This is a genomic window from Streptomyces sp. NPDC058964 (genome assembly GCF_042741275.1).
In the GTDB taxonomy this organism is placed as follows: Bacteria; Actinomycetota; Actinomycetes; order Streptomycetales; family Streptomycetaceae; genus Streptomyces.
Window position 1 is genome coordinate 1 of record NZ_JBHYKH010000447.1, and the last position, 1,913, is coordinate 1,913.

Genomic DNA, 1,913 nt, shown 5'->3' on the forward strand with positions numbered 1-1,913 from the left:
TGAGAGTGGGCGGGTTGGAGTCGAGGTCGACCATGTTGCCGGCCACCTTGGCGGCCGAGGTACCGGTGTTCATCGCCACGCCGACGTCCGCCTGCGCGAGCGCGGGCGCGTCGTTCGTACCGTCACCGGTCATCGCGACCAGCTTGCCGCCCTCCTGCTCCCGCCGGATCAGCGCGAGCTTGTCCTCAGGGGTCGCCTCGGCCAAGTAGTCGTCCACGCCGGCCTCTTCGGCGATGGCGCGGGCGGTGAGCGGGTTGTCGCCGGTGACCATGACCGTGCGGATGCCCATGCGGCGCAGTTCGGCGAAGCGTTCGCGGATGCCGTCCTTGACGACGTCCTTGAGATGGATCAGGCCGAGCACCCGCGGTCCGTCCCAGTCGTGCACGGCGACCAGTAGCGGTGTCCCGCCGGACGCGGCCACGGCGTCCGCGTACATCCGTGCCTCGGGCGGGACTTGGCCGCCGTACTGCTGCACCCACTCGATCACCTGCTGCGCGGCACCCTTACGGATGGCGCAGACGGCTCCGTTGTCCCAGCGCAGGTCGACGCCGCTCATCCGGGTCTGCGCGCTGAAGGCGACCCAGCGGGCGTTCGCCAGTTCGCCCTCGCCGGGGGCCCGTAATCCGTACCTGTTCTTGGCGAGGATGACGACGGAGCGGCCCTCCGGGGTCTCGTCGGCCAGTGAGGACAGCTGGGCGGCATCGGCGAGCGGTCGCTCGTCGATCCCGGGCAGCGGCACGAAGGCGGCGGCCTCGCGGTTGCCCAGGGTGATGGTGCCGGTCTTGTCGAGCAGCAGGGTGTTCACATCACCCGCCGCCTCCACTGCGCGGCCGGACATGGCGAGCACCTTGCGCTGTACCAGCCGGTCCATGCCTGCGATGCCGATCGCGGACAACAAGGCGCCGATCGTGGTCGGGATGAGCGTGACGAGGAGGGCGACCAGCACGGTTGTCGACTGGGCGGCGTCGGCGTACTCAGCCATCGGCTGAAGGGCGACCACGACCAGGACGAAGACGATCGTCAGGGAGGCCAGCAGGATGTTCAGCGCGATCTCGTTCGGGGTCTTCTGCCGGGAGGCGCCCTCGACGAGAGCGATCATCCGGTCCAGGAAGCTGTTGCCCGGGCGTGCGCTGACCCGGACGACGATCCGGTCGGACAGGACCGTCGTACCGCCCGTGACGCCACTGCGGTCACCGCCCGACTCCCGGATGACGGGCGCGGATTCGCCGGTGACGGCGGATTCGTCGACTGCGGCGACCCCGTCGACTACATCGCCGTCCGCTGGGATCATCTCGCCTGCCTCGACCAGTACGACGTCCAGGGGCTTGAGAGCGGTGGCGGCGACCGCCTCCGTGCGGGCGGTGCGCGGATCGGTGCCGTAGCGCCAGTCGAGCACACGCAGCGCCACCGTGTCCGTACGGGCCCTGCGCAGAGACTCCGCCTGCGCCTTGCCGCGCCCCTCGGCGACCGCCTCGGCGAGGTTGGCGAAGACCACCGTCAGCCACAGCCAGAGACTGATGACCCAGGTGAAGACGGCAGGGTGGAACAGGGCCGACAGCGTGGTCAGAACCGCCCCGACGGACACCACGAACAGGACCGGGTTACGGACCAGGGCGCGCGGGTGCAGTTTGCGCAGGGCCTCGGGGAAGGAGCGGACGAGTTGGCCGGGCTCGAACAGTCCGCTCGGAGCGCGGCGTCGCGCCCTTCCCTCCGATCCGGTCCGGGCTGCGCGCTGGGGGCGTGACGGTGGGGCCTGCTCGGGAGCAGCGGGAAGCATGGACACCTTCGTGCCTTGAGTGGCGGACAGGGACTGCGGTCGTCGGTGCCGGGGGGGGGGGGGGGGGGCGCGCGCGCCCCCCGCGCGGCGCGCGGCCCGCGGCGCGGCGGCGCCCCCGACGCACAGCGCGCGCGGC

At 71.6% G+C, this 1,913-nt stretch carries 1 protein-coding gene; it reads right to left on the bottom strand.

The window, feature by feature from the left end; translation table 11 throughout:
- A partial coding sequence (kdpB, locus tag ACFW2E_RS36400) for a potassium-transporting ATPase subunit KdpB (protein ID WP_384473156.1) occupies positions 1 to 1,777 on the bottom strand: 1,777 nt, incomplete at its 3' end.
- Positions 1,778 to 1,913: the final 136 nt, after the last annotated feature.